The sequence below is a fragment of the Stenotrophomonas sp. YJH_SMC_91 genome, assembly GCF_059368495.1.
The window spans coordinates 63,178-85,392 of the sequence record NZ_JCAFRT010000003.1; the positions used below are offsets into that span (position 1 = coordinate 63,178).

The 22,215-nt window shown below is 68.1% G+C and carries 24 protein-coding genes; 15 read left to right on the forward strand and 9 right to left on the reverse strand.

Features of this window, described 5'->3' with window-relative positions; all coding sequences use genetic code 11:
- Positions 1-11: 11 nt before the first annotated feature.
- From AC5P5X_RS05850 to AC5P5X_RS05870, 5 genes are all read left to right on the forward strand, one after another.
- Entirely contained in the window at positions 12-665 is a 654-nt protein-coding gene (locus AC5P5X_RS05850; protein ID WP_099527772.1) for a hypothetical protein, read from the forward strand.
- Positions 666-716: 51 nt separating this feature from the next.
- Positions 717-1,439: a DUF6348 family protein gene (locus AC5P5X_RS05855; RefSeq protein ID WP_060380610.1), complete on the forward strand. Its 723-nt coding sequence runs from the start codon at positions 717-719 to the stop codon at positions 1,437-1,439.
- A gap of 97 nt (positions 1,440-1,536) precedes the next feature.
- Entirely contained in the window at positions 1,537-2,097 is a 561-nt protein-coding gene (locus AC5P5X_RS05860) for a nucleoside deaminase (protein WP_004154307.1), read from the forward strand.
- Entirely contained in the window at positions 2,081-3,148 is a 1,068-nt protein-coding gene (gene rlmM, locus AC5P5X_RS05865) for a 23S rRNA (cytidine(2498)-2'-O)-methyltransferase RlmM (RefSeq protein ID WP_049461123.1), read from the forward strand. The genes AC5P5X_RS05860 and rlmM overlap by 17 nt, the downstream gene beginning before the upstream one ends.
- 51 nt (positions 3,149-3,199) lie before the next feature.
- Positions 3,200-3,595: an EF-hand domain-containing protein gene (locus tag AC5P5X_RS05870; protein WP_005408148.1), complete on the forward strand. Its 396-nt coding sequence runs from the start codon at positions 3,200-3,202 to the stop codon at positions 3,593-3,595.
- A gap of 143 nt (positions 3,596-3,738) precedes the next feature.
- Here the strand turns inward: AC5P5X_RS05870 and AC5P5X_RS05875 are convergent, their stop codons facing one another.
- Positions 3,739-4,920, reverse strand: a complete 1,182-nt coding sequence (locus tag AC5P5X_RS05875; protein WP_005408147.1) for a UbiH/UbiF family hydroxylase — start codon at positions 4,918-4,920, stop codon at positions 3,739-3,741.
- Positions 4,917-6,125, reverse strand: a complete 1,209-nt coding sequence (gene ubiH, locus AC5P5X_RS05880) for a 2-octaprenyl-6-methoxyphenyl hydroxylase (protein ID WP_005408146.1) — start codon at positions 6,123-6,125, stop codon at positions 4,917-4,919. Before ubiH ends, AC5P5X_RS05875 begins: the two co-directional genes overlap by 4 nt.
- Before the next feature lie 106 nt (positions 6,126-6,231).
- Here ubiH and AC5P5X_RS05885 point away from each other — a divergent pair, with 106 nt between their 5' ends.
- The 10 genes from AC5P5X_RS05885 to AC5P5X_RS05930 all read left to right on the forward strand — a co-directional run bounded on the left by AC5P5X_RS05885 (position 6,232) and on the right by AC5P5X_RS05930 (position 16,139).
- On the forward strand, positions 6,232-6,816 hold the full coding sequence (locus AC5P5X_RS05885) for a hypothetical protein (protein ID WP_005408145.1): 585 nt from the start codon (positions 6,232-6,234) through the stop codon (positions 6,814-6,816).
- An 8-nt stretch (positions 6,817-6,824) separates the two neighbouring features.
- Complete coding sequence (locus tag AC5P5X_RS05890) at positions 6,825-7,379, forward strand: cob(I)yrinic acid a,c-diamide adenosyltransferase (protein WP_005408144.1); 555 nt, start codon at positions 6,825-6,827, stop codon at positions 7,377-7,379.
- 9 nt (positions 7,380-7,388) lie between these two features.
- Positions 7,389-8,327 carry a histone deacetylase family protein gene (locus AC5P5X_RS05895; protein ID WP_495215926.1) on the forward strand — a complete coding sequence of 313 codons (939 nt, stop codon included), beginning with the start codon at positions 7,389-7,391 and terminating at the stop codon, positions 8,325-8,327.
- An 89-nt stretch (positions 8,328-8,416) separates the two neighbouring features.
- Complete coding sequence (gene lptD / locus AC5P5X_RS05900; protein WP_088436781.1) at positions 8,417-10,918, forward strand: LPS-assembly protein LptD; 2,502 nt, start codon at positions 8,417-8,419, stop codon at positions 10,916-10,918.
- Complete coding sequence (locus AC5P5X_RS05905) at positions 10,915-12,258, forward strand: peptidylprolyl isomerase (protein ID WP_005408141.1); 1,344 nt, start codon at positions 10,915-10,917, stop codon at positions 12,256-12,258. Before lptD ends, AC5P5X_RS05905 begins: the two co-directional genes overlap by 4 nt.
- A gap of 3 nt (positions 12,259-12,261) precedes the next feature.
- The gene (pdxA, locus tag AC5P5X_RS05910) at positions 12,262-13,242 is read left to right on the forward strand and encodes a 4-hydroxythreonine-4-phosphate dehydrogenase PdxA (RefSeq protein ID WP_005408140.1); all 981 of its coding nucleotides are present in this window, start codon (positions 12,262-12,264) and stop codon (positions 13,240-13,242) included.
- Positions 13,239-14,042 (forward strand): 16S rRNA (adenine(1518)-N(6)/adenine(1519)-N(6))-dimethyltransferase RsmA, encoded by an 804-nt coding sequence (gene rsmA, locus AC5P5X_RS05915; protein ID WP_005408139.1) that lies wholly within the window; start codon positions 13,239-13,241, stop codon positions 14,040-14,042. The genes pdxA and rsmA overlap by 4 nt, the downstream gene beginning before the upstream one ends.
- A gap of 13 nt (positions 14,043-14,055) precedes the next feature.
- A complete protein-coding gene (gene apaG, locus AC5P5X_RS05920) occupies positions 14,056-14,439 on the forward strand; it encodes a Co2+/Mg2+ efflux facilitator ApaG/CorD (RefSeq protein WP_005412297.1) in 384 nt (127 codons plus the stop codon).
- Positions 14,440-14,454: 15 nt separating this feature from the next.
- Positions 14,455-15,480 carry a symmetrical bis(5'-nucleosyl)-tetraphosphatase gene (locus AC5P5X_RS05925; RefSeq protein ID WP_111189399.1) on the forward strand — a complete coding sequence of 342 codons (1,026 nt, stop codon included), beginning with the start codon at positions 14,455-14,457 and terminating at the stop codon, positions 15,478-15,480.
- Positions 15,477-16,139, forward strand: coding sequence for a DUF1287 domain-containing protein (locus tag AC5P5X_RS05930; protein WP_062607764.1), 663 nt, complete (start codon positions 15,477-15,479; stop codon positions 16,137-16,139). Before AC5P5X_RS05925 ends, AC5P5X_RS05930 begins: the two co-directional genes overlap by 4 nt.
- Positions 16,140-16,264: 125 nt before the next feature.
- Here AC5P5X_RS05930 and AC5P5X_RS05935 read toward each other — a convergent pair whose 3' ends face one another.
- The 7 genes from AC5P5X_RS05935 to AC5P5X_RS05965 form a co-directional block, all read right to left on the reverse strand.
- The gene (locus AC5P5X_RS05935; protein WP_024958640.1) at positions 16,265-16,756 is read right to left on the reverse strand and encodes a dihydrofolate reductase; all 492 of its coding nucleotides are present in this window, start codon (positions 16,754-16,756) and stop codon (positions 16,265-16,267) included.
- 5 nt (positions 16,757-16,761) lie between these two features.
- A complete protein-coding gene (locus AC5P5X_RS05940; protein WP_012479193.1) occupies positions 16,762-17,556 on the reverse strand; it encodes a thymidylate synthase in 795 nt (264 codons plus the stop codon).
- Positions 17,553-18,440 carry a prolipoprotein diacylglyceryl transferase gene (gene lgt / locus AC5P5X_RS05945; protein WP_111188910.1) on the reverse strand — a complete coding sequence of 296 codons (888 nt, stop codon included), beginning with the start codon at positions 18,438-18,440 and terminating at the stop codon, positions 17,553-17,555. The genes AC5P5X_RS05940 and lgt overlap by 4 nt, the downstream gene beginning before the upstream one ends.
- 51 nt (positions 18,441-18,491) lie before the next feature.
- The gene (locus AC5P5X_RS05950; protein ID WP_005408131.1) at positions 18,492-18,986 is read right to left on the reverse strand and encodes a TPM domain-containing protein; all 495 of its coding nucleotides are present in this window, start codon (positions 18,984-18,986) and stop codon (positions 18,492-18,494) included.
- Entirely contained in the window at positions 18,986-19,891 is a 906-nt protein-coding gene (locus AC5P5X_RS05955; protein WP_062607769.1) for a TPM domain-containing protein, read from the reverse strand. Before AC5P5X_RS05955 ends, AC5P5X_RS05950 begins: the two co-directional genes overlap by 1 nt.
- A gap of 3 nt (positions 19,892-19,894) precedes the next feature.
- On the reverse strand, positions 19,895-20,515 hold the full coding sequence (locus tag AC5P5X_RS05960) for a LemA family protein (RefSeq protein WP_495215927.1): 621 nt from the start codon (positions 20,513-20,515) through the stop codon (positions 19,895-19,897).
- Positions 20,516-21,053: 538 nt separating this feature from the next.
- Entirely contained in the window at positions 21,054-22,214 is a 1,161-nt protein-coding gene (locus tag AC5P5X_RS05965; protein ID WP_049395379.1) for an MFS transporter, read from the reverse strand.
- Position 22,215: the final 1 nt, after the last annotated feature.

A 22,215-nucleotide genomic window follows, 5' to 3' on the forward strand; every position in this document is an offset into this window, starting at 1 on the left:
TGACCACGACGATGATCACCGCCCTGTCCGCCCTGCTCTGGTTCATCTCGCAGCATCCGCTGCTGACGTTCTTTTCGGCGATGGTGCTGGCCGGGCTGGTCTCGTGGTGGCGGCGTTTTCCGGGCTACGCCATCGTGGTGTTCCCGCTGGCGATGCTCAACATCTTCCTCGGCCACTTCCTCAACGCCGCCTTCCTCAACGTGGTGGGCGAGCGTGGTGAAGCGGTGATCGTGAAGTCCGAGCGCACCAGTTCGACGATGAACGAGCAGTACATCTGGCGCTACGAAGGGGTGCTGCGTACCGCCGAGGGCCGCGACGTGGACGTGGTGTTCCACACCAACACCGCTTCGCTGTGGCCGCTGGAAAACGCCATCCGTATCCCGGCGCGCGACCAGCCGTTCGTGGTCAAGTACACGCCGGGCTTCCCACGCAACTTCGTCATCCTCACCAATGAATCCCCGCACGGCGTCGCCCAGGCCCGGGCCAGCGCGCGCGAGCGGGTGGAGGTGGCGGCACGCAAGCTGCATTTCAGCCCGGGTAATGCCGATTTCCGCGCGGACTATCGCCGCGAGCTGGAAAGCTGGCTGCGCGACCACGGCAACGATCCGCAGCAGCAATCCGACGCGCAGCGATATCGCGCCGAACTCGACGCGCTCGACCGCTAGATGCCCAGGCCCTGCCTGGATGTTCCACCCCATCCACCCCACAGGCCTGACATGACCACGACCTCCGCCGCTCTCCTCCCGCTGCTGCAGCAGGTCCTTCAGGACGCGGGCGTCGCCAGCCACGTCGACGGCAACGCGCTGCTGCTGGACAGCGGCCTGCGCCTGACCCCGCATGCAATGGCCGCACACGCGCGCGAAAACGGTGGTTGGCAGACCTCCACCGTCATCGAAAGCCAGCATCCGCAGTTGTTCGCCGATGGCCTGTTCGAGTACCAGCATGCAAATGGTGCCGATGAGCAGGCATCGCTGTTGTCCGGCTTCCAGACCTGGGTGCGGGTAGACCTGGCGACCCTGCAGACCGCGATCGGCGCCCAAGACGCACAGGGCCTGCCGATGATGGGCCTGACCTATCCGGCCGGTGACAATGGCGAGGAACACGAGCGCACTGTAGTGCTGGGGCCGTTGGCGCACTACCGTGCACAGGAAGTGGATGCCTCCACCTGCAGCGAAGACGATCATGGCTCCTGCCCTTGCTGCCTGTTCACCCGCAGCATGGAGGCCTTCGACGAGCTGCTGAAAGCCCGCCAATTCCTCGCCATCCGCCTGTTCGCCTCGCGCGATGCCGACGGCCTGTGCGAGGCCGATTGCCGGGTCAACGGCCACGACTTCGCCGCCGCCCTGCCCCTGCTGCGCGCCTACGCGGCCAGCTGGCCGCAGGCCGGGCTGGAATTCCGCAAGCAGTACGTGGTGATCCGCACCGGCTCGCCAGGCTGACCCACGCCCACACCCGATACAGGCCCGTGCGGCTACACTGCGCGCCGGTTCCCCAAGCAACCGCACTTTTTCCCATCCCACACGAGGCACCCCCGCGATGCTGTACGCGCAAGTCCACCTGACCCTTCCCGCCTGGATCCACGACCAGATCGACCTGGATCGTCGATATCCGGGCGATGAGGCCAAGGTCGCGCTGGCGATCGAGCTGTCGCGGTTGAACGTCGAGCACGCCAGTGGCGGTCCGTTCGGTGCCGTGGTGTTCGGACCGGACGACAAGGTCATCGCCGCCGGCGTGAACCGGGTGATGCCGCACGCGACCTCGCTGGCGCACGCCGAGAACATGGCCTACATGCTGGCCCAGCAGCGCCTGCAGACCCCGCGCCTGAACGCAGTGCTGTCGCCGGTCACCCTGGCCACCAGTTCGCAGCCGTGCTGCCAGTGCTATGGCGCTACCGTGTGGGCGGGCATCGACCGCCTGCTGATCGGTGCCAACTCGGCCGACGTCGAGGAACTGACCCCGTTCGATGAAGGCCCGCTGCCGGCCGACTGGGTCGGCGAGCTCAACAAGCGTGGCATCGAAGTGGTGCAGGGCCTGAACCGCGACGCCGCGCGCAGCGTGCTGCGCGCCTATGGGGAAAGCGATGGCGCCCGTTACTGACACCGGGATCGGCCTGCTGTGCCTGTGCCGGCAGGGCTTCGAGCCCGAGCTGGCCGGCGAGCTGCAGTTCCGCGCCGGCGAAGCCGGTTTCGCAGGTTATGCACGTACCCAGCGCAATGACGGTTACGTGCTTTTCATGTGCGACGAAGCCGCCGCGCTGGCGCCGCGCCTGCGCTGGCGCGAGCTGATCTTCGCGCGGCAGAAGCTGGTGGTGCTGGCCGAGCTGCCGCAGCTGGACCCGGCCGACCGCATTACCCCGATGCTCGACGTGCTGGCCGATGCGCCGCGCTTCGGCGACCTGTGGGTGGAACACCCGGACTCGGACGCCGGCAAGCCGCTGTCCGGGTTGGCCCGCGCCTTTGGCAACGCGCTGCGTCCGGCGCTGCGCAAGGCCGGCAAGCTGACTGACAAGCCGAACAACCGCCTGCCGCGCCTGCACGTGGTGTTCGTCGACGGCACCCACGCCTTCGTCTGCGTGGCCGACCCGGCCGACAGCGCGCCGTGGGCACTGGGCATCCCGCGCCTGAAGCTGCTGCCCGAGGCGCCTTCGCGTTCGGCACTGAAGCTGGACGAAGCACTGCTGACCCTGCTGACGCCGGAAGAACGCGAAGCACTGGCCAAGCCCGGCATGCGTGCGGCCGACCTGGGCGCCGCCCCCGGCGGCTGGACCTGGGTGCTGACCCGCCAGCACATGCACGTGTTGAGCATCGACAACGGCCCGCTGCGCCAGCACGTGCTGGACACCGGCCTGGTCGAGCACCTGCGCGCCGATGGCTTCCACTGGCATCCGGAACAGCCGCTGGACTGGATGGTCTGCGACATGGTCGAGCAGCCGCGCCGCGTAGCCGAACGCATGGCCACCTGGTTCCGCGAAGGCTGGTGCCGGCACGCGATCTTCAACCTGAAGCTGCCGATGAAGAAGCGCTGGGACGAAACCCGCCTGTGCCTGGACCTGTTCCAGGACCAGGCCGGCAAGCCGCTGGTGGTGCGTGCCAAGCAGCTCTATCACGACCGTGAGGAGATCACCGTACTGGCGTCGCCACTGCGCTGAGGCCATCACGTCCGCCGGGCATACCCCGGCGCTGCAGAGGGAGGAGCATCCATGCGACATCGAACGATTCCGCTGCTGATCACCCTGCTGGCCGCCGCACCAGCGGTGGCCCAGCAATTGCCGCACACCCCGGCACAAAGCCAGCCGTTGGGCCCCACCGGCGGCGCGATCCGCCAGCAACCGCTGGATGCGGGCCGGGTCAGCGGCAGCGTCGAGATTCCGCAACCGGCCGGCGAGGCGCAGGTGACCGTGCGTTCGCTGGAACCGAGCAGCGTGGTTGGCCAGTACCGCATCCACTTCGCTGCGCTGGATGTGAACGGCGATGGTTTCATCAGCCGCGAGGAAGCGCAGGCGAATCCGGCGCTGGCCGATGAGTTCAATGCGTTGGACGTGAAGCGTCGCGGCAAGCTGGATCGTGCCGACCTGGCCGGCTGGCTGGTCGACTGAAAAAGGGGACGGAGGGGATTAAGTCGTTTGTGCCACAAACGACTTAATCCCCTCCGTCCCCTTTTTTGATCCAGCGCGATCTTCATCCACGCATGGCGTGGATCTACTGACGTCGGGCACCCACCAGAGCGGTTTGCATTCTGCTACACCCCGGCGGCGCGCTTCCAGAATGCCTGCACCAGCGGTGGCCATTTGCCGACGCAGCCCAGCGCGCGGCCGCGGGCCAGGGTCAGGTGCATTTCGTCGTTGGAGAACAGGCGGTTGATCGCATCGAAGCTGTAGGCGGCGATGTGGTTGTCGCTACGCCGTTCGCGCGCCCAGCGCTGCAGGCGCTGTGGCGACAGCCGCGGCTGACCACGGCGCTCGGCCGACGGCGCCAGCCACTGCTGCAGGGCGGCCACATCGCGCAGGCCCAGGTTCACGCCCTGCCCGGCCAGCGGATGCACCACGTGCGCGGCATCACCCAATGCCAGCACACGGCCGGCCACGTAGTGACGTGCCAGCTGGCGGCGCAGCGGGAAGGCTGCGCGCGGTGATGCCAGCCGCAGCTCACCCAGCCGCGCCGCGAAGGCGCGGGTCAGTTCGCGGTTGAAGCTGTCTTCGTCCAGCGCCAGCACGCGCGCGGCCTCGTCCTCGGGCAGGGTCCATACGATCGAGCTGCGGCGCTCGGCCACCGGCAGCAGCGCCAGCGGCCCGCTCGGCAGGAAACGCTGCCAGGCGGTGGCCTGGTTGGGAAGATCGCTGTCCACGTAGGCCACCACGCCACGCTGGTGGTAGTCATGCTTTTCAACCTCGATCCCGGCCAGTTGGCGCAGGGTCGATTCGGCGCCGTCGGCGGCTACCGCCAACGCCGCTTCCAGGCGACGACCGTCATCCAGGCGCAGGCGCACGCCGTCGTCGTCCTGCTCCAGCGCTTCCACCCGCGCCGGGCAGTGCAGCTGCACGCCCGCCGCCGGCAACGCCGCCCACAGCCGATCCTGCAGCAGGCCGTTCTCGACGATGTAGCCCAGTTCACGACGGCCGAAGCGATCGGCATCGAACAGCAGATCTTCGCCACCGGCCGCATCCCACACCTGCATGCGCCGGTAGGGCCAGGCGCGGGCCTGCGCGATCGCCGGCCACACGCCCAGGCGGCTCAACAGTTGTACGTTGTCAGCAGCGAAGGCGAACACGCGGAGGTCAGGCTGTGCGGCCTGCCACGGCGCGGGCTCACGACCTTCCACCAGCGCAACCGACAGGCCGGCATCGGCCAGCGCCAGCGCGCACGCGGCACCGACCACGCCACCACCGACGATGGCCACATCAAGGCGCATGCGCCGGCTCATGCGGCTTCTCCGCGGCACAGGCGCGGCACTTCGCCGCGGAAGCCCATCGCGCCACCGACCAGCATCGACTGCACCGATGCGCGTTGCGCGGCCACCAGGCCGAGGCTGCGCAGCGGCCGCATCAGCGGCGCCGGGTTGCTGGTCAGGCGCGCCAGGCCGCCGGAGAACGCCACCGTCTGCCGGCGATCTTCCTCGCGGCGCGCGACATAGGCCTGCAGCAGTGCATCACTGCCGGCATCTTCATGCGCATCCTCCAGCAGCTCGGCCAGGGTCAGCGCATCGCGCAGGCCCAGGTTGAAGCCCTGTGCACCCAGCGGATGAATGGTCTGCGCGGCATTGCCCAGCAGCACCGTGCGCTCACCGGCCAGCGCGCGCGCCAGCACCTGGATGAGCGGGTAGGCGCTGCGCGGGCCGGACTCGAGCAGGCGGCCGGCACGCCAGCCGATCGCGTTCTGCAGGCGTTGCAGCCAGGCGGCATCGTCCAGCGCCATCACCGCATCGGCCTGGTCGCGCGCAACACCATGCACGGTGCCGAAGTGACGATCGCCGCGCGGCAGCAGGGCCGTCGGGCCGGTATCGGTGAAACGCTCCCACGCGGTACCATCCGGCGCGCGCTGGCTGCGTACACGGGCCACGAACAGGGTCTGCTGGAAATCATGGCGGTCGACCTCGATACCCAGTGCACCACGCACGCCACTGGTCGTACCGTCGGCACCCACCACCAGCCTTGCCAGCAATACGCGCTCGCCGGCCTCATCGGCGACCCGCACCTGGCGGTAGCCGTCGACCACTTCACCCAGGCCCAGGAACCGCATCGGCCGGTAACGGCGCAGCCGCGGCAGCTCCTGAAGCCGCGCTTCCAGCGCCTGGCCGAAGTCGCGGGCGACCACCACCTGGCCGAACCAAGGCCGGTCGTAATCGGCCGCTTCCAGCTGCACACGGCCGAAATCGCCGGCACGGCTGACGTGGATGCGCCGGATCGGGCCCGGTGCCATCGCCAGCTTCTGCATCACCCCCAGCGCGGTCAGCGCATTGACGGTGGCAGCGGCGAAACTGAGATTGCGCTGGTCGAACACCACCGGCAGCTCGCCGGCCGGGCTGGCCTCGAGCAGGCCCACGTCGCGGCCGAGGCGGTCCAGGGCAATGGCCAGGCTGGCGCCGACCAGGCCACCACCGACAATCAGCACGTCATGTCGTTCACTCATGCGTTCATGATACGCGCTCGCCCCGTCTGTACGCCGAACGGCCGGTCCTGCGCCAACCCGCGCGGCGGGCTAGAATGAAACCTGAATCCGCTCCGGGCCCGCCACCATGTCCGACACTGCCAACCGCGCCTTCGTCCTGTCCGTGCTCGTTCTGGTGCTGGCAGCGACCCGTGTCAATCACTTCGCGGCGATCCCCGATGCCTCATGGGCGGTGTTCTTCATCGGTGGCTTCTACCTGGCCCGCTGGACGCGCTGGGCGTTCCCGCTGCTGATGGTGTTCGCGGTGCTGGTGGACTGGATCGTGATCCGCAGCAGCGGCCTGGACTTCTGGCAGCACTACTGCGTGTCGCCGGGCTACTGGCTGCTGCTGCCGGCCTATTTCTCGCTGTGGGCCGGCGGCATGCTGCTGGGCCGCAACTACCAGAGCGCGCGCTGGCCGGTACTGGCCAAGGGCGCGCTGCTGCTGGTCGCCTCGGTGGCGGTCTGCCACCTGCTGGCGCAGGGCGGCTTCTACTGGACCAGCAGCAACGTGGCCGAGCCGACCCTGGCCGGCTGGGCACAGAACTACGCGCAGTGGTTCGGCCCCTACCTGCGCACCACGGCGATCTACGTGGCGCTGGCCGCCGCCCTGCAGCTGGCCGTGGAGCAGGTGTTGAAGCTCCAGCAGGCCCGCCGCGACATCCGCCACTGAGCCGCGACATGGGTCATCGCCTCTCGCGCATCTACACCCGCACCGGCGACGACGGCAGTACCGGCCTCGGTGACGGCCAGCGCGTGCCCAAGGATGACGCCCGGGTGGCGTCCTACGGCACCGTCGACGAGGCCAATGCCGCGCTCGGCCTGCTGCTGGCCGTGCCCCTGCCCGAGGATGTGCGCGCGCTGGTGGTGCATCTGCAGCACCAGTTGTTCGACCTGGGCGCCGAACTGTGCATCCCCGGCCACGCCGCGATCCACGCCGCCGATGTCTCGGCCCTGGAACAGCAGCTGGACCATTACAACGCCGACCTGCCGATGCTGAAGGAATTCATCCTGCCGGCCGGCGGCGAAGCCGCCGCGCGCTGCCATCTGGCCCGCACCATCGTCCGCCGCGCCGAGCGCGAAACGGTCACCCTGGCCCGCCACGAGGCCGTGCGCAGCGAGGCGTTGCAGTACCTGAACAGGTTGTCGGACCTGTTGTTCGTGCTGGCCCGGGTGCTGGCCCGTGCCGACGGCCAGGGCGAAGCGCTGTGGCAACCACAGCAGCGCCAGCGCTGAGCCTGCACGATGCTGATCTACACCCATCCGTCCTGCCTGCTGCACGACCCCGGCCCCGGCCACCCGGAGTGCCCGCAACGCCTGCAGCATGTGCTGGACGCGCTGCACACCGCGTTCCCCGGCCAGCTGGAGTGGCGCGAAGCGCCACCGGCCAAGTTCGGCGAACTGACCCGGGTCCACGACAGCGCACTGCTCGACTTCGTGCTGCAACCGCAGACCGCACCGCTGCGCCAGCTGGACATGGACACCTGGACCTCACCCGGCTCGGCCAGCGCTGCCGTGCACGCCGCCGGTGCCGGCGTGGCCGCGGTCGATGCGGTGATGCTGGGCGACGACCCGCTGGCCTTCTGCGCGGTACGCCCGCCGGGCCACCACGCCACCAGCAGCACGGCGATGGGCTTCTGCCTGCTCAACAACATCGCCATCGCCGCCGCCTATGCCCGCGACCGCCACGGCCTGGAACGGATCGCGGTGGTCGACTTCGACGTCCACCACGGCAACGGCACCCAGGACATCTTCCAGCACGACGCCCGGGTCTCGTACTACAGCACCCACCAGGCCGGGCTGTTCCCCAATTCCGGCCTGCGCCGTGACCGCGGTGCCGGCAACCTGATGAACATCCTGCTGCCGCCGGGCAGCGGTGGCTTCCGCTTCCGCAATGTCTGGGCCGACGAGATGCTGCCGGCCATCGACGACTTCCGCCCGCAGCTGCTGCTGATCTCGGCCGGCTTCGACGCCCACCTGCGTGATCCGCAGGCGGACCTGATGCTGGAGACCGACGATTTCGCCTGGATCACCGGTGAACTGCACGCGCTGGCACGCCGTCACGCGGCCGGCCGGGTGGTCTCGATGCTGGAGGGTGGCTACGACCTGCAGGCCCTGGCCGAGTGCAGCGTGGTCCATGTCCAGACCCTGCTCACGCCGTCCGTGGGCACCTCCGCCGGATGAACCCGAACCGGCAGGCTCCGGCGTCCTTCATTGCCCCTATGCAAGGGATGGGGCAAGCTACCGTCCGTTTTCGCCCGAATCCGAACCGCGTGCGCCGAGCCCTCCGCCTGCTTCCCCTGCCTCTGAGCATCGCCATCAGCCTGCCGGCGATGGCCGATGAAAAGCCGCTCAACTGGGGCCTGTGCCCGGCCACCGACGTCATTCCCGCGTTCACTGACGCCCCCACCCCGGTCCCGGCCCAGGACAAGGCTGCCGCCGCGGCCGCCCGCGAGCAGCAGCCGACCGACATCGAGGGTGACCAGCTGCTGGGCACCACCACCGTGCCGCAGTACGAGGGCAACGTGGCGCTGCGCCGGGGTGACCAGTTCGTCGGTACCGACAAGCTCAGCTTCGACACCGAGACCGGCAACTACATCGCCGACGGCAATGTCCGCTACCAGGACGGGTCGATCCGGATGGTCGCCAAGCGTGCCGAAGGCAACCAGGAAAGCGATACCCACAAGATCTCCGACATCAAGTACCAGCTGGTGTCGCGCCGGGGCAACGGTGATGCCGAGTCGGTCGACCTGCAGGGTGCGGTCGGCCAGATGCACCGCTCCACCTACACCACCTGCGACCCCTCGCAGCCGGTGTGGAAGCTGTCGGCGCCGCAGATCGAAGTGGACAACGACGAGGGCTTCGGCACCGCGCGCAACGCCGTGCTGCGCATCGGCAAGGTGCCGGTGCTGTGGGCGCCGTACTTCAAGTTCCCGATCGATGATCGCCGCAAGACCGGCCTGCTGTTCCCGCAGCTGGGCATGTCCGGGCGCAACGGCTTCGACTACGCCCAGCCGATCTACTTCAACCTGGCGCCGAACTACGACGACACGCTGACCCCGCGCTACATGAGCCGGCGCGGCCTGCTGCTCGACAACGAGTTCCGCTACCTCTACAACGGCGGCCGCGGCGAGGTGTTGACCTCGTTCATGCCCAACGACCGCCTGCGTGACCGTGACCGCGGCCGGGTGATGTTCACCGGCTACCACAACGTGGACAGCCACTGGCAGGCCCGCGCCAACCTGGCCTGGGTCAGCGACGAGCGCTATGTCGAGGATTTCGCCAACCGCCTGGTGGGGGTGACCGCCTCCAACCTGCAGAGCACGGTGGGCCTGTATGGCACCGGCACGAACTGGACGGCCGGCATCATGGCCGACCGCTGGCAGCTGACCGACTACACGCTCGACGAGCGCGCCCTGCCCTACAACCGCCAGCCACGCCTGTACTTCAACTGGGACAAGCCGGTCCGGCCCTGGCTGGAAGCCGGCATCTACGCCGAAGCGGTGCGCTTCACCCACGACGACATCAACTTCAAGAACGCCGTCGGCACCGGTAAGGATCTGCAGTACACCCGCAACGGAGTGCAGTGGACCGACGGCGTCGGTGTCAGCGGCGGTTCGCGATTGGACGTGAAGCCGTATGTGTCATTCCCGATCAGCGGCGCGGCCTGGTATGTGACCCCGACCCTGGCCTACCGTTACACCGCCTATCAGCTGGACCGAGGCCTGGTGGATGGTGTGAGAGGCATCCAGGCCCAGATCCTGAGTTCGCAGGGCATCGACCCGAACACGGCCACGCCCGAACAGCTGCGCGGCAATACCTCGCCCAGCCGCAGCCTGCCGATCGGCAGCATCGACGCCGGCCTGTTCTTCGATCGCGAAACCAGCATCCGCGGCAAGTCGTTCCTGCAGACCCTGGAACCGCGCCTGTTCTACCTGCGCACGCCGTACCGCAACCAGGACGAGCTGCCGATCTTCGACACCCGTGACTTCACCTTCAGCTGGGGCCAGCTGTTCCGCGACTCGCGCTACACCGGCGCCGACCGCCAGAACGACGCCAACCAGCTGACCCTGGCGGTGAGCACCCGGTTCATCGACCAGACCACCGGCAAGGAACGTTTCTCGGCCTCGATCGGCCAGATCCAGTACTTCGATGAGTCGCGGGTGACCGTCACCCCCGGCGGCGCCCCGGTGGAAAAGGGCAAGTCGGCCTGGATCGCCGACGGCAACTACATGATCAACGACCGCTGGACCCTGGGCGCCACCTACCAGTGGGACCCGAAGTACAAGCGCGAGGATCTGGCCAGCGTCCGTGCCCGTTACCTGATGCCCAACGACGGCGTGGTCAACCTGAGCTACCGCTACCGCATCAATGCCGGTGCTCTGCCCGGTGCCAACAAGCATGACCGCACCCTGCTGGAGCAGGCCGACCTGTCGTTCCTGTACCCGCTGAATGCGCGTTGGAGCCTGGTCGGCCGCTATTACTACTCGCTGCAGGACAAGGAGCCGCTGGAAATCATCGGCGGTGTCCAGTGGGACAGCTGCTGCTTGGCCGTGCGTGTGGTCGGCCGCCGCTATGTCCGCAATCGCGAAGGCGAGATGAACAACTCCATCCAGGTGGAGTTCGTCCTGAAGGGCCTGAGCTCCATCGGCCAGGACACGGACCGCACTCTGCGCCGTGCTATCCTCGGCTATAACCGCGACGACCTCTATCTCGTGCCGCCCAGCAACACCGGGGCGACCCGGGATGACTACGATCCGAACCTGATCCCATGACCAAGCGCTTCCCCGTTCTTCTCGCCTCGCTGCTGGCGGTGTCCAGCGTGTCCGCCCCCCTGCAGGTGCTTGCCCAGGAGGCGCAGCCGCTTGACCGCATCGCCGCCGTCGTCGATGAGGACGTGATCCTGCAGAGCGAGCTCCAGCGTGCGATCGCCAACATCAAGGCGCAGTACGCCGGCCGCGAAAACCAGCTGCCGCCGGAAGACGTGCTCAGCCGCCAGGTGCTCGAGCGCCTGGTACTGGTCAAGCTGCAGGTAGCCCGTGCCCAGGGCAGCGGCATCCGGGTCAGCGACCAGGAGCTGAACCAGGCGATGAACTCCATCGCCCAGCAGAACGGTTCGAACCTGGACGCCCTGCGCCAGCGCCTGGCCCATGACGGCATCGACTTCAACGATTTCCGCGCCTCGGTGCGGGACGAGATCACCGTGCAGCGCCTGCGCCAGAGCTTCGCGCAGAGCCGCATCAGCGTCAGCGAGGGTGAAGTCGATGCCGCGCTGAAGCAGCAGGCCACGGTAGGCAACCAGTACCACCTGGCGCACATCCTGGTCGCGTTGCCGGACGGCGCCAACGCCGACCAGATCGCCACCGGCCAGAAGAAGGCCGATGGCGTAAAGGCCCTGCTGGACAAGGGAGAGCTGGACTTCAACGCGGCGGCCGTGCGCTATTCCGACAGCCCCAATGCGCTGGAAGGCGGCGACCTGGGCTGGCGCAGCCTGGATGAAATCCCGCAGGCCTTCGCGCAGATGATGGAAAAGATGAAGCCCGGCGAAGTGGTCGGCCCGATCCGTGGCCCCAGCGGCTTCCAGCTGTTGAAGCTGGTGGAAGTGCGTGATGCCAGCGCCACCGCTGGCGCCAGCACCGTCACCGAGTACCACGGTCGCCACATCCTGGTGCGCGTGGACGATCATCAGACCGACGCGGCCGCCAAAGCCAAGATCGATACCCTGCGTGCCCGCATTGCCGGTGGCGCGGACTTCGAGACCGTGGCCAAGGAGTCCTCCGAGGACAACAACAGCAAGGGCCAGGGCGGCGATCTGGGCTGGTTCCCGGCCGATGCGTTCGGTCCGGCCTTTGGCCAGCAGGTGGCCGCCATCCAGGACGGCGGCGTCAGCCAGCCGTTCCGCACCGATGCCGGTTGGCACATCCTGCAGCGCGTGGCCACTCGCCAGACCGACGTGACCAACGACAACCAGCGTGCCCAGGTCCGCGAGACCATTGGCCGCCGCAAGCTGGAAGACGAGTACAACCGCTTCCTGCAGGAACTGCGCGGCGAAGCCTACGTCAGCTTCCGCAGTGGCGACCGCGCGGAAAACACCGCCACGCCGCCGCAGTCCTGATCGATGCGCCCCGAGCTCGCTCTGGTACCGGGCGAGCCCGCCGGGATCGGCCCGGAGCTGTGCGTCCGCCTCGTCCAGCAGCCGCGTGAAGATTGCCGGCTGCTGGCCTTCGCCGACCCGGACACCCTGCGCGCGGCCGCGGCCGCGCTGAACCTGCCGCTGCAACTGTTGCCCGAGGGTGCCGAAGCGCGCGTCCCCGGCGACCTGCGCCTGCGCGTGGTGGCCAATGCCACCCCGAGCCGTTTCGGCCAGGCCGATCCGGCCAATGCCGGCGCGGTCATCGGCGCCCTGCTCGGTGCCGGCCAGGCCTGCCTGTCAGGCGAACTGCACGGCGTGGTGACCGGCCCGGTGCACAAGGCCGTCATCAACGAAGGCGGCATCGCCTACAGCGGCACCACCGAACTGCTGGCCGACCAGGCTGGGGTGAAGGTGGTGATGATGCTGGCCAACCACATCGTGCGCGTGGCCCTGGCCACCACCCACCTGCCACTGCGCGAGGTGGCCGACGCGATTACCGCGCCCAGCCTGGAACACACCCTTCGCACCGTGCACGCCGCGCTGCGCCGCGAGTTCGGCCTGCCCGCGCCACGCATCGCCGTGCTCGGCCTGAACCCGCACGCCGGCGAAGACGGCCATCTGGGCCGCGAGGAACTGGACCTGGTCATCCCGCTGCTGCAGCGGCTGCGCGCGGAGGGCATGGACCTGATCGGGCCGCTGCCAGCCGATACCGCCTTCCTGCCGGCCAAGCTGGCCGGCTTCGACACCGTGCTGGCGATGTACCACGACCAGGGCCTGCCGGTGCTGAAGTACTCGGGCTTCGAGCAGGCGGTGAACCTGACCCTGGGCCTGCCCTACCCACGCGTTGCAGTGGACCACGGCACCGCGCTGGACCTTGCCGGCCGTGGCGTTGCCGATCCTTCCAGCCTGCAGGCGGCAACGACGTTGTGTGCGCAGCTTGCGCGGCAACGTACACTGAGCGCATGAATTCCCCGCATTCCCCCTCCGGCCCGGTGTTCACCGCCCCGGCCAAGAAGCAGCTTGGCCAGCATTTCCTGGCCGACCGCCACTACATCGACAAGATCGTGATGGCGGTCAACCCGAAAGACGGTGACCGCCTGGTCGAAATCGGTCCCGGCCAGGGCGCGATCACGCTGCCGCTGCTGCGCGTGCATCCGAAACTGACGGTGATCGAGTTCGACCGTGACCTGATCGCGCCGCTGACCGCCGCCGCCGAGCCGCTGGGCGAGCTGACCATCGTCCACCGCGACGTGCTGCGCGTGGACTTCACCGAGCTGGCCGCCGGCCAGCCGATCCGCCTGGTCGGCAACCTGCCCTACAACATCTCCTCGCCGATCCTGTTCCATGCACTGGAACATGCCGCGGTGATCCGCGACATGCATTTCATGCTGCAGAAGGAAGTGGTCGACCGCATGGCCGCCGGCCCCGGCAGCAAGGTGTACGGCCGGCTCAGCGTGATGCTGCAGGCATACTGCCAGGTGACCTCGCTGTTCGTGGTGCCGCCGGGCGCGTTCCGGCCGCCGCCGAAGGTCGATTCGGCCGTGGTGCGGCTGGTGCCGCGTGACCCGGCCACGATCAACATCAACGACCACAAGCGTTTCGCCGAGGTGGTCAAGGCCGCCTTCGGGCAGCGCCGCAAGACCCTGCGCAACGCCCTGAACAACGTGGTGTCCGCCGAACAGTTCGTTGCCGCCGGCGTGCGTCCCGATGCCCGCGCCGAACAGCTGGACGTGGCCGAATTCATCGCTTTGGCCAATGCCTCCTGATTACACTGCCGGTATGGAAGACGCTGACGTTTACGCCATCTCCGTCGAAGTCGCACCGCGCTTCCTCGACGATCAATCCGCGCCGGAAGACGGACGCTATGCGTTCGCCTACACGATCCGCATCCACAACCAGGGGCGTGTTGCCGCGCGCCTGGTCGCACGCCACTGGCGCATCACCGATGCCAACGGCCGCGTCGAGCATGTCGATGGCGACGGGGTGATCGGCGAGCAGCCACGCCTGCGTCCCGGTGAAGACTTCCATTACACGTCCGGTGTCATGCTGGGGACCGATCACGGGACCATGCAGGGCCACTACGACATGGTCGCCGACGACGGCACCGAATTTGCCGCGCCGGTCGCACCTTTCGTGCTGGCCATCCCGCGTACCCTGCACTGACACGGAGGCCGGACGATGAGTGTGTGGGCGATCGGCGACCTGCAGGGCTGCTATGACGTCACCCAGCGGCTGCTGGAGAAGATCCGCTTCGACCCGGCGCAGGACACCCTGTGGTTCTGCGGCGACCTGGTCAACCGCGGTGGCCAGTCGCTGGAAACGCTGCGGCTGGTGCATTCGCTGCGCGAGCACAGCGTGGTGGTGCTGGGCAACCATGACCTTTCGCTGCTGGCCGTCGGTGCACGCACCGAAGAGGAACAGCGCAAGGTCAACCCGGACCTGCTGCGCATCGTGCAGGCTGAGGACCGCGACGAACTGCTGGACTGGCTGCGCCTGCAGAAGCTGGTGCACGTGGACCGCGAACTGGGCTGGATGATGGTGCACGCCGGCCTGGCGCCGAAGTGGACCACGCAGATGGCCGAAAAGCATGCCGCCGAGGTCGAGGCGCAACTGCACGGTGCCGGCTACCGCAAGCTGTTCCGCAACATGTACGGCGACAAGCCGAGCTGGGCACCGAACCTGTCCGGCTACGACCGTTCACGCGCGATCATCAATGTGCTCACCCGCATGCGCTACTGCACCCCGCGCGGGCGCATCGGCATCGAGGACAAGGGCACGCCGGGCACGCAGGAACAGGGACTGTACCCCTGGTTCGAAGTGCCGGGCCGGGTCGAGCGCGACCTGAAGATCGTCTGCGGCCACTGGTCGGCGCTGGGCCTGACCATCACCCAGGGCGTGCATGCCATCGACACCGGCGCAGTCTGGGGCGGCAAGCTGACCGCGATCCAGCTCGATACCGACGAACTGCGCGTGGTGCAGGTGCCGGGCCGCGATGTCCCCGCACCCGTGCCCAACGCACGCCCGCCAGCGCGACCGGCGCACGAGCGCCCGGCGGCATCGGCGCAGGGCAAGGAACAGGGCGGCGGCAACACCCCGGCCGCCAACCCGGGCAACCGCGGCCCACGCCGTCGTCGGCGCCGTGGCGGCGGTGGGGGTGGTGGCTCTGCGGGCCCCGGCAGCAACAGTCCCCCGCCGCAGGCATGACACGGCGCGGTGGGGCACCATGGACGGTGCTGCTGCTGACGGTGGCCCTGGCCAGCGGCTGCCAGCCCCCTTCGGCCCCGGCCCCCGCCGACGGCGGAAACGCCGGCCTCACGCCATCGCAACCGCAGGCGCCTTCGCCGCCGCTGGTGGCAGCGGCGCGCGCACAGGTCGGCGTCACCACCCGCTACGACCCTACCTATCAGGTGCTGGCCTATCCCGGCGGCGACGTTCCGGTTGATCGCGGCGTGTGCACCGACGTGGTGGTGCGTGCCCTGCGCAGCCAGGGCTTGGACCTGCAGGCGCGCGTGCATGAAGACATGCGCGGCAATTTCAGTGCCTATCCCGCGATCTGGGGCCTGTCACGGCCGGACCGCAACATCGATCATCGCCGTGTGCCGAACCTGATGCGCTGGTTCGAACGGCAGGGCTGGCAGCAACCGATCACGGCCGCCGCCACCGACTATGCGGCCGGCGACATCGTCGCCTGGAAGCTCAACGGCAACGGGCTGCTGCACGTGGGCATCGTCTCCGACCGGCGGCTGGCCAATGGCACGCCGCTGGTGCTGCACAACATCGCGCGCGGCACGCGCGAAGAGAACCTGTTGTTCCAGCACGCCATCATCGGGCATTACCGGATGCCGCAGCGACAGCCCAGGTAGAGTCGACTGTCAGTCGACTATCGCGCGCAGCGCGGGTTTTTCGGGTGACCGCCGAGAGCAGTCGACTAACAGTCGACTCTACCCCGTCGACATCCCCGTCGGTGTTTTCGTTGGTATTTGCGCGATCAGCGGCGCACGTAGTGCGCGAAGCGGAACGCGTAGGCATGGCGTTCGTCGGCCGGGTGCGGCTCGCTGCTCACTTCCCGCCAGTCCTGCATGTCGACTTCGGGGAAATGGGTATCAGCGGGGATTTCGGCATCCACCCAGGTCAGGTACAGGTCACTGGCCTGGTCCAGCAGCTGGTGGAAGATCTCGCCGCCGCCGATGATGCACAGCTCGCTGGCGCCCTCGCCTTCGGCAATCGCCTTCGCCTCGTCCAGCGACGCCACCGCGCGCATGCCCTCGAACGGCACCTGGCCGCTGCGGGTCAGCACCAGGTTGGTCCGTCCCGGCAGCACGCGGCCGATCGATTCGGCCGTCTTGCGGCCCATCAGGATCGGCTTGCCCAGGGTGAGCGCCTTGAAGTGCTTGAAATCATCCGGCAGGTGCCAGGGCATGGCATTGCCCTGACCGATGCCACGGTTGCGATCCAGCGCCACGATCATCGACAGCTTCATCGCGCTCATACCGCCACCGGCGCCTTGATGGCCGGGTGCGGATCGTAGCCGTCGATGCGGATGTCGTCGAACTGGAAGCCGAACAGATCGGTCACCTCCGGGTTCAACCACAGCTTGGGCAGCGCGCGCGGTTCACGCGACAGCTGCTCGCGCGCCTGCTCGAAGTGGTTCGAATACAGGTGCGCGTCGCCCAGCGTATGCACGAAATCGCCCACGCCCAGGCCGGTGGCCTGCGCCACCATGTGGGTCAGCAGCGCGTAGCTGGCGATGTTGAACGGCACGCCGAGGAAGATGTCGCCGCTGCGCTGGTACAGCTGGCAGCTGAGCTTGCCGTCCACCACGTAGAACTGGAACAGGTTGTGGCACGGCATCAGCGCCATCTGCGAAAGCTCGCCCACGTTCCAGGCGCTGACCACCAGCCGCCGCGAATCGGGGTTGCGCTTGATCTCGTCGACCAGCCACTGCATCTGGTCGATCTCACGGCCATCGGCGGTGGCCCAGCTGCGCCACTGCTTGCCGTAGACCGGGCCGAGATCGCCGTTCTCGTCGGCCCACTCGTCCCAGATCCGCACCTGGTTGTCCTTCAGGTAGCCGATGTTGGTGTCGCCCTTCAGGAACCACAGCAGCTCGTGGATGATCGAGCGCAGGTGCAGCTTCTTGGTGGTGACCAGCGGGAAGCCGTCGGCCAGGTTGAAACGCATCTGCCAGCCAAACACGCTGCGGGTGCCGGTGCCGGTGCGATCGCTCTTCTCGGCGCCGTGCTCGAGCACATGCGAGAGCAGGTCCAGGTAAGCCTTCATGCCTTGCCCCCGGCAGCCACCGGCAGCTGCGGCTGCAGTACCGGCGCACGGCGCGACATCGCCAGCAGTACCAGGCCGAAGGCAATCAGCGGCAGGCTGAGGATCTGGCCACGGGTCAGCCAGTCGAAGGCCACGTAGACGCCGTTGTCGGGCATGCGCACGAACTCCACCGCGAAGCGGAACAGTCCGTACATCAGCGCGAACAGACCGCCGACCAGGTAACGGTGACGCAGCTTGCCCGACACGGCCCACAGCACCACGAACATCACCAGGCCTTCCAGCAACGCTTCATACAGCTGCGACGGATGGCGCGCGAACTGGTTCAGCGCGCCGGTGGCGAACTGCGCCTGCAGGGTCGCGTGGTCCAGCTGGTTCAGCGGCGCCGGCAGGCCGGACGGGAACACCACGCCCCACGTGCCGTCGGTGTACTTGCCCCACAGCTCGGCGCCGATGAAGTTGCCGATGCGGCCGAAGCCCAGGCCCAGCGGCACCAGCGGCGCCATGAAATCCATGGTGTCGAAGAAATGCAGCTTGTGCTTGCGCGACCACCACCAGCAGGCGCCCAGCACGCCCAGCAGGCCGCCGTGGAAACTCATGCCGCCATCCCACACCTTGAACAGCAGCAGCGGGTTGTGCAGGAAATCGCCCAGCGCGTAGAACAGCATGTAGCCGATGCGCCCGCCCAGCACAACGCCGAGCATGGCGTAGAACAGCAGGTCGGAGAAACCATTGGCGTCGACGCCCGGCAGGCGGCCGGCGGCGATGCGCTTGCGTCCCAGCAGCCAGGCGGCGGTGAAGCCCAGCAGGTACATGATGCCGTACCAATGCACCTTGATCGGCCCCAGCGAGAGGGCGATGGGGTCGATGTCGTGGAAATAGATCATGGAAGGTGCCTTGCGGTTGAACGCCTATTCTCGGGCCAGTGCCGCCCCGGCTCAACCAAGGAGCTGGGGCGAGTTCGGCAACGCGTCATCGTTCGACCGGGTCGAGGCCGGAAAGTGCCCTTCGATCAGGCTGGAGACCTCGTCGATGGCATCCTGCAGCGCTTCCACCGGATGGGAGCCACGCAGGCCCTCGCGCAGGTGGGTGCAGACCCGCTGCCATTGTGCCGGGCTGACCCGGCCCTGCAGGCCACGGTCGGCGACGATCTCGATGGCGTGGTCGGCCAGCAGCAGGTAGATCAGCACACCGTTGTTGTTGGCGGTATCCCAGGTGCGCAGGCGCGCGAAGGCATGTTCGGCGGCCTGGCGCGGGGTGACCTTGTGCCACAGCGCGGCCAGCGGCAGGTCCGCTTCCACCGCGAACATCACCTGGCCACCGTGGCGCTGCTCACCGGCTGCGATGGCCTCGGTGATCGCCTGCAGCGTGGCCGGCGGGAACGCGCGCCGTACCGACGGCGAAAATACATGACGACACAGTCGTTGGATCATCACCAGCCCCCCGAAGCACCACCACCGCCGGAGCGGCCACCGCCGCCGCCCCAACCGCCGCCGCCGCCGAATCCACCGCCCCCGCCGAAGCCGCCTCCGCCGCCCCAGCTGCCACCGCCGCCCCAGCTGCCACCACCCCAGCCACCGCCACCGGCAAAGCGGCCCGGGTGACCGGAGAGCATGGCAACAATGAGGCCCACGACGCCAGCCAGGCCACTGGCGAGCAGTGTGGAGGTGAACAGGAATGCCGCCAGCGCCGCACCGGCACCGCCGAGCAGGCCACGCAGCGGACGCGGCACGCGCGAGAAGATCCCGCGCAGGATGCTGCCGGCGAACACACCGATGAACAGCGCCAGGAACCAGGTATCGCCACCACCACTGGGCTCACGCCCGCGATGGCCGCTGACCGGTGCCGGCAGCGCTTCCCCGTCGATCAGCTTGACCAGCACCGCCGTGGCGTCGGTGATGCCACCGGCGTAGTCGCCGCTGCGGAAGCGCGGCACCAGGTATTCCTGGATGACCCGGTTGGCGATGGCATCGGGAATCGCTCCCTCCAGACCATAACCGGGTTCAATGCGCACGCGCCGGTCGTCCTTGGCCACCACCAGCAGCACCCCGTCGTCCACGCCCTTGCGGCCGATCTGCCACTGGTCGAAGACCCGCGTGGTGTACTGCGCGATGTCTTCCGGCTGGGTCGTGGCTACCACCAGCACCTGCAGCTGGCTGCCCTTGCGCTGCTGAAGGTCCAGCGCCTGCTGTACCAGCGCCTGCTTCTGCGCGGCATCCAGCGTGCCGGTGGCGTCGACCACCGGCGAATCCAGCGCCGGAATCGGCGCCAGCTGCTGGGCGTGCGATGCCAGCGGCAGCCATAGCAGCAGGGCCAGGAGCGCAGTGGCCAGGCGCATGGGTCAGTGGCCCGGCTGCGGTGCCGGCTGCTGCTGCGGCGCGCTGCCGAAATCGACCGCCGGCGCGTTGGAGATCTGCGCTTCGTTTTCCACGGTGAAGTTCGGCTTGATCTTGTAACCGAAGATCTTGGCGGTGATCACCTGCGGGAACGAGCGGATGTAGGTGTTGTAGTCCTGCACCTGCTGGATGTAGCGGCCGCGGGCGACGGTGATGCGGTTTTCAGTGCCTTCCAGCTGGGCCTGCAGGTCGCGGAAGTTCTGGTCCGACTTCAGCACCGGGTAGTTCTCGGTGACCACCAGCAGCCGCGACAGTGCGCTGCCGAGTTCACCCTGGGCCTGCTGGAACTGCTTGAGCGAGGCTTCGTCGTCGGCGTTGACGTTGATCTGGCCAACACGCGAGCGGGCGTTGGTCACTTCGGTCAGCACGCGCTCTTCCTGGCTGGCGAAGCCCTTCACGGTCTGCACCAGGTTGGGCACCAGATCGGCGCGGCGCTTGTACTGGTTGAGCACTTCGGACCAGCTGGCCTTGACCGCTTCATCCTTCTGCTGGATGGCGTTGTAGCCGCAGCCGGACAGCAGGGAGGCCAGCAGCATCAGGGGCAGGACACGGGTGAACAGGCGCATGGCGGAGGTTCCGGGTGGACTGGGCACCGAGCATGCCACGGTTCGGGTGAAAGACCGGCCATCGGGCGCCGCCCCCTCCGCGGTGGCCATGCTCATGGATCGCCTGAGTAGTCCGGGCGGGTGGGCATGGCGGGGGACGCCGTGAATCCGTCCCTGGAGGCTTAGCCGCGCCATCCATGGCGCGGATACCCCCGCCACGCCCACCCGCCCGGCCTCATACGGTTTCCTGGGCACCGCGGGGAGATCAAAAGAAAAATCAAAAGCAAAACGCGGTTCTTCAGGCATTCGTGTCGACCAAGGTCGACACCTACCAGAGCAGAACACCGTTCCGACAGACCGCGGGAAATTGTCGAAGGCGGGGTGGGTCCGGTGGCGGGGGTGTCCGCGGCATGGATGCCGCGGCCAAGCCCCCAGGGACGGGTTTACGGCGTCCCCCGCCACCGGACCCACCCCGCCACCCCACGGATAACCAGCTTTTGACGTTGACGTTGATTGCAGCGGGTGCAGGGCTGCAAGCCCTGCCGGAAACCCTCTCCCCTCAGCAGGCCTCAGCCACCGCAGTGCGCGGACGCCCCAGCCACGCCAGCAGCAGCCCCGATGCCGCCAGCAGGCCACCGGCCACCGGAATCGCCGCGTAACCCAAACCCGAGCTGATCACCGCACCACCCAGCGCGGCACCCACCGCGTTGCCGAGGTTGAACGCACCCACGTTGATCGACGACGCCAGGCCCGGCGCCTCGCTCGCCGCCTGCATCACCCGGATCTGCAACGGCGGCACGATGGCGAAGGTCGCCGCGCCGAACAGCAGCACGCCCAGCGCCGCAGTGGCGTGGTGCATGAACGCCAGCGGCAGCAAGAACATCAGCACGGCCAGGACCGCCAGCAGGATGCGGGTCGCGCCATCAAGCGACCAGTCGGCCATGCGCCCACCGATGCCATTGCCAAACGTGAAGCCGATACCGATCAGGGCCAGCGACATCGCGATGAAGGTGTTGGAGGCGCCGGTCAGTTCGGTCAGCACCGGCGCCACGTAGGTGTACAGAGTGAACATCGCACCCGCGCCGAGCACCGTGGTGCCCATCGCCAGCAGTACCTGCGGCTGCAGGATGGCCTTCAGTTCGCGGCGCACGTCCGGGCGCGGCCCCGGTGCAGATGCCGGCAGCGCGAAGCCGAGCGCGGTGATCGCAATCAGGCCCAGCACTGCAGTACCGGCGAAGGACAGGCGCCAGCCCAGTTGCTGGCCCACCCAGGTCGCCAGCGGCACGCCGCCGATATTGGCGATGGTCAGGCCCATGAACATGGTGGCCACGGCGGCGGCCTGCTTGTCCTTCGGCACCAGGCTGGCGGCAACCACCGCACCGATGCCGAAGAAGGCACCGTGGTTGAGGCTGGTGACCAGGCGCGACAGCAACAGCAGGCCGTAGTTCGGGGCCAGTGCCGAAAGCAGGTTGCCGACCACGAAGATCGACATCAGCAGCATCAGCGCGGTGCGCTTGCCGAAGCGGCCCATCAGCAGGGTCATCACCGGTGCGCCCAGCATCACGCCCACGGCGTAAGCGGTGATCAGCATGCCGGCAGTGGGAATGCCCACGCCCACGCCGTCGGCGATGACCGGCAACAGGCCCATCGGCGCAAACTCGGTGGTTCCGATGGCGAAGGCGCCGACGGCAAGCGCCAGCAAGGCGGCTCTGGAATTCATG

What these genes read in the sequence shown, in the direction of transcription:
- AC5P5X_RS05850 (WP_099527772.1), top strand. Translation starts at nt 12, where the DNA reads ATGATCACCGCCCTGTCCGCCCTGCTCTGGTTCATCTCGCAGCATCCG.
- AC5P5X_RS05855 (WP_060380610.1), top strand. Translation starts at nt 717, where the DNA reads ATGACCACGACCTCCGCCGCTCTCCTCCCGCTGCTGCAGCAGGTCCTT.
- AC5P5X_RS05860 (WP_004154307.1), top strand. Translation starts at nt 1,537, where the DNA reads ATGCTGTACGCGCAAGTCCACCTGACCCTTCCCGCCTGGATCCACGAC.
- rlmM (WP_049461123.1), top strand. Translation starts at nt 2,081, where the DNA reads ATGGCGCCCGTTACTGACACCGGGATCGGCCTGCTGTGCCTGTGCCGG.
- AC5P5X_RS05870 (WP_005408148.1), top strand. Translation starts at nt 3,200, where the DNA reads ATGCGACATCGAACGATTCCGCTGCTGATCACCCTGCTGGCCGCCGCA.
- AC5P5X_RS05875 (WP_005408147.1), bottom strand. Translation starts at nt 4,920, where the DNA reads ATGAGCCGGCGCATGCGCCTTGATGTGGCCATCGTCGGTGGTGGCGTG.
- ubiH (WP_005408146.1), bottom strand. Translation starts at nt 6,125, where the DNA reads ATGAGTGAACGACATGACGTGCTGATTGTCGGTGGTGGCCTGGTCGGC.
- AC5P5X_RS05885 (WP_005408145.1), top strand. Translation starts at nt 6,232, where the DNA reads ATGTCCGACACTGCCAACCGCGCCTTCGTCCTGTCCGTGCTCGTTCTG.
- AC5P5X_RS05890 (WP_005408144.1), top strand. Translation starts at nt 6,825, where the DNA reads ATGGGTCATCGCCTCTCGCGCATCTACACCCGCACCGGCGACGACGGC.
- AC5P5X_RS05895 (WP_495215926.1), top strand. Translation starts at nt 7,389, where the DNA reads ATGCTGATCTACACCCATCCGTCCTGCCTGCTGCACGACCCCGGCCCC.
- AC5P5X_RS05905 (WP_005408141.1), top strand. Translation starts at nt 10,915, where the DNA reads ATGACCAAGCGCTTCCCCGTTCTTCTCGCCTCGCTGCTGGCGGTGTCC.
- pdxA (WP_005408140.1), top strand. Translation starts at nt 12,262, where the DNA reads ATGCGCCCCGAGCTCGCTCTGGTACCGGGCGAGCCCGCCGGGATCGGC.
- rsmA (WP_005408139.1), top strand. Translation starts at nt 13,239, where the DNA reads ATGAATTCCCCGCATTCCCCCTCCGGCCCGGTGTTCACCGCCCCGGCC.
- apaG (WP_005412297.1), top strand. Translation starts at nt 14,056, where the DNA reads ATGGAAGACGCTGACGTTTACGCCATCTCCGTCGAAGTCGCACCGCGC.
- AC5P5X_RS05925 (WP_111189399.1), top strand. Translation starts at nt 14,455, where the DNA reads ATGAGTGTGTGGGCGATCGGCGACCTGCAGGGCTGCTATGACGTCACC.
- AC5P5X_RS05930 (WP_062607764.1), top strand. Translation starts at nt 15,477, where the DNA reads ATGACACGGCGCGGTGGGGCACCATGGACGGTGCTGCTGCTGACGGTG.
- AC5P5X_RS05935 (WP_024958640.1), bottom strand. Translation starts at nt 16,756, where the DNA reads ATGAAGCTGTCGATGATCGTGGCGCTGGATCGCAACCGTGGCATCGGT.
- AC5P5X_RS05940 (WP_012479193.1), bottom strand. Translation starts at nt 17,556, where the DNA reads ATGAAGGCTTACCTGGACCTGCTCTCGCATGTGCTCGAGCACGGCGCC.
- lgt (WP_111188910.1), bottom strand. Translation starts at nt 18,440, where the DNA reads ATGATCTATTTCCACGACATCGACCCCATCGCCCTCTCGCTGGGGCCG.
- AC5P5X_RS05950 (WP_005408131.1), bottom strand. Translation starts at nt 18,986, where the DNA reads ATGATCCAACGACTGTGTCGTCATGTATTTTCGCCGTCGGTACGGCGC.
- AC5P5X_RS05955 (WP_062607769.1), bottom strand. Translation starts at nt 19,891, where the DNA reads ATGCGCCTGGCCACTGCGCTCCTGGCCCTGCTGCTATGGCTGCCGCTG.
- AC5P5X_RS05960 (WP_495215927.1), bottom strand. Translation starts at nt 20,515, where the DNA reads ATGCGCCTGTTCACCCGTGTCCTGCCCCTGATGCTGCTGGCCTCCCTG.
- AC5P5X_RS05965 (WP_049395379.1), bottom strand. Translation starts at nt 22,214, where the DNA reads ATGAATTCCAGAGCCGCCTTGCTGGCGCTTGCCGTCGGCGCCTTCGCC.